The sequence below is a fragment of the Acidimicrobiia bacterium genome, from assembly GCA_029210695.1.
In the GTDB taxonomy this organism is placed as follows: Bacteria; Actinomycetota; Acidimicrobiia; order Spongiisociales; family JAHEDJ01; genus JAHEDJ01.
The window spans coordinates 1-3,156 of sequence record JARGFH010000130.1; the positions used below are offsets into that span (position 1 = coordinate 1).

The window sequence follows — 3,156 nt, forward strand, 5'->3', positions numbered from 1 at the left end:
CCGCATTATCCCAGGTCAGAGGGCATTTTCCTCATCAATCCCACCCACCGGACACCAAACCGGGCGGTGGATCCAGGCTAAGGAACAACCCGAGCACCCTGCCCACTGCAAGGGCCACCGGATCGGAGATGGGAAGGATTCGTCTTCGAAGCCCCATCGCACGAGCCATTTCCTCAATCATCTCCCGATAAGTGAACGTGTCAGGGCCTACCGCATTGATGGTTTCGTTGCTGTCGCGGTTGGCTGCGTCGGCACAGATTCGTGCGAGGTCTTCCACGTGGACGGGTGTGAGACGGGCCTCTCCTCGACCGAATACTCCGAAGACAGGCAGGTAGCGGAGCAGCCAGGCAATGTTGTTGATCAGCACGTTCTCGGGTCGGCCGTAGATCACAGTTGGTCGAACGATTGCATGTGACAGGCCCGATGCCTGCAGTTCTTGCTCGAGGAGCGCTTTGCCCCGGAAATACCCCCAGTCGGAATCGCCGCTGGCATTGGCCACACTCAGGTGAACGACCCGTCGCACTCCCGCCATTCGGGCGCAGTCGAACAGGACGCGGCTGTTCTCCACAGCTTTGGTGTATCCGAAGTCGGTGGATCCCTTCGTGTGGTCATACCGAACCCAGTACGTGTTGTGGAGCGCGTAGGCACCATCCAGCGACTCGACGAGCGCAGCCGGGTCATCGAAGTCGATCGGATGCACCTCAACGGTGTCACCGAAGGGATTCCCCCGATCCAACGAATTCGTCAGTGTCCGAACCCGCGCACCCCTCGCCAACAGCTCCCTGGCGACATACCTACCCGTGTACCCGAACGCACCGGTCACCACATGAAGAGGAGCCTCGGTCACCTTCTCACTCCCAACACCAGACAACCCACCCGCACAGAGTAGGCGAGCCCAACCACCCACATCCTCCAGTTCCGATGCAAGAACGAGCCCCTCGCCGCGGCTCCGCAACGTCGCCAACCAGCGGCTCTACCGTCTCGAACCCATCCCCGACGCACCCACCGTTTCAACGTTGCTCCGGCACCGCATCAACACCGAGCTCATCGCCCGGCACTGGGACGAGATGATCCGTATTGCCGCGTCGCTCAAAACCGGTGATGCCACCGCCAGCTTGTTGGTGAGCCGTCTCCAAGCCGGAGCCCGCCGCAACCAGCTCACCCGCGCCATCCAGGAACTCGGCCGAGCCGCCAAGACCCGGTTCTTGCTCACCTACCTCGAGGACAAGTCCTACTCACCTGCGTCTGACTTCGTGATAGAGATCCGCCGATTCCTAACCCATCGATGGGAGGCTTTGGGCCTGACCCTGAGGAGGGTACGAAGATGAGTAATCAGGCGGTTCCTGGTCGTCGTAAGCGACGGCTGTTGACACCGGAGGAGAAGTGGGAGGCGTTCTTGGAGGTGACCTCACGAGAGCTGACCCAGACCGACACCGCTCGCAAGTGGGGGGTGGACACGTCGGTGGTGATCAAGCTGCGTCGCGATGCCAAGGACGCGGCGTTGGCGGCGTTCGCTTCGTCCAAACCGGGTGGGTCTCGGGATCCCCGTGACGTCGAGATCGAGATGCTGAAAGCTGAGATCGCCCGGTTGACCGAGGCGATCAAGGAACAGGCGATCGAGTTGGCGTTGATCAGAGGAAAATCGCGTTGGGCCTGAACCTCGCCCGGGTCCCGCTCCGCTGTTCGAGGGTTTGCTATCCGCCTAGGGCTATGAAGTTGAGGATGGCCGATCTGGTGATTCCGAATCGTTCATGTCCAACACCGAGGCCAGCCATTTCGATGATCTGATCCTCGTCGCAACCATAGGTGTCGATCACACTGAACCCTGATTCGGTTCCGTTCACATCCACGAACATGCCTTCGTCATCCGCAGCGAAACGGTTCTTCTTCAGTTGGTCTGGCGGATCGTTGAGGCTTGTCGCCGGGCACCAATCGTCAGTGTCGAGAACACCGTCTCCATCAGTGTCGGGATCAACCGCAACATTGATGAAGGCACCCGAATCGAAATAACCGCCGCCAGTCCACACACCTGGCGGGGTCGTCCACCAGAAGAACTCTTCGAGAACGCAGGATGGGGTGCCATTGAAGAGTTGAGCGTTGATCGGGCGAGTACCCGGGGACCCGTAACCGGATTCATCCGGGGCGTATACGAACCCAGCCCAGTCCCAACCCCCGTACCTGTCGTCACTGTCCTCAACGACGGTGAGCGGCCCAGCTACCAGCACATTGTAATCGGTAGCAAAGTTTGTATTGGTGCTGGGCACAACCAGCATGCACTCCACATCCACCTGCAATGTGGCTGACCAGGGATAGCTCGGTTGATATGGATGCTCGTAAACGACGGTACCGACCGCCCCTGTTTCGTTGCCCGTGACATCGCCGGTGATGTAGAACGTCCCGCCACCACCTGTGTGTGACACCAAACCGAACTCGACTTCATAGATCGACGATGAAGCCCCCACCGGGACGATGCTGAGCAACACCATTCCGAACAATGCAAAGAAAAGCGCAGTCCTACGCATGATTCAACCTCCCAGTATTCTGCCCCTCATCTGAGGGTGAACCATGGATCGGGGATGGGGTAGAGGACAAAGTCACTAATCGCACACGCCCAACCTCACGTCACCCGCACCAAGAACATCACCAATGCGGCTGCCGTGAGAAACCCCACCTCAACCACCGACCAACCCGCTGCCCAGGCTGAGCAGCCGACCCGGCGGGCGCTGCAACCCCTTCCCCGCCCACCACCCTCCGGCTTGCTCCGCCTCTCTGGGGACTGTCTCATTTCTTGTGTAAATGGCGTGGCGGGTTGTCATTTCACGTGTTGGCGGAAGCTGTCAACCTTTTTGAGACGGCTGGTCCATGGTTTCATTGGGTGGGGGTGTCCTCCTCTGGTTTGTTGATCCATGCTGTTTCGGGGAGCGGTGGCGGTGTTGGTGGCTTGCGGACGAACCGTTCGGGATGTGTCTGGTAGGCGGCGTTGAGGGCGGCTGCTCGTTGCTGCTGGATTGCTTCGGCCCGGCCGTAGTGCACATCGGCGGGGGTGTGAAACCCGATACCGGAGTGGCGGTGTTCGTCGTTGTGAACCGCCCTGGGTTTGATGGAGACTCGGTTGTTTGGTTTCCAAGTCATCCGGTAGTGGTCAGTTGAGCGTAG

Annotated in this window: 4 protein-coding genes and 1 pseudogene; 2 read left to right on the forward strand and 3 right to left on the reverse strand. The window is 59.7% G+C overall.

Annotated features, from left to right (window positions below):
* Window positions 1-34: 34 nt before the first annotated feature.
* On the reverse strand, window positions 35-847 hold the full coding sequence (locus P1T08_18575) for an NAD(P)H-binding protein (GenBank protein MDF1598080.1): 813 nt from the start codon (window positions 845-847) through the stop codon (window positions 35-37).
* Window positions 848-950: 103 nt separating this feature from the next.
* Between P1T08_18575 and P1T08_18580 the strand changes: the two are divergent.
* Window positions 951-1,328: pseudogene (locus P1T08_18580) on the forward strand (Tn3 family transposase).
* A complete protein-coding gene (locus P1T08_18585) occupies window positions 1,325-1,657 on the forward strand; it encodes a hypothetical protein (protein ID MDF1598081.1) in 333 nt (110 codons plus the stop codon). Before P1T08_18580 ends, P1T08_18585 begins: the two are co-directional and overlap by 4 nt.
* Before the next feature lie 37 nt (window positions 1,658-1,694).
* Here the strand turns inward: P1T08_18585 and P1T08_18590 are convergent, their stop codons facing one another.
* Together P1T08_18590 and P1T08_18595 are read right to left on the reverse strand one after the other, a co-directional pair.
* Window positions 1,695-2,522, reverse strand: a complete 828-nt coding sequence (locus P1T08_18590; protein MDF1598082.1) for a hypothetical protein — start codon at window positions 2,520-2,522, stop codon at window positions 1,695-1,697.
* A gap of 346 nt (window positions 2,523-2,868) precedes the next feature.
* A partial coding sequence (locus tag P1T08_18595) for a hypothetical protein (protein ID MDF1598083.1) occupies window positions 2,869-3,156 on the reverse strand: 288 nt, incomplete at its 5' end.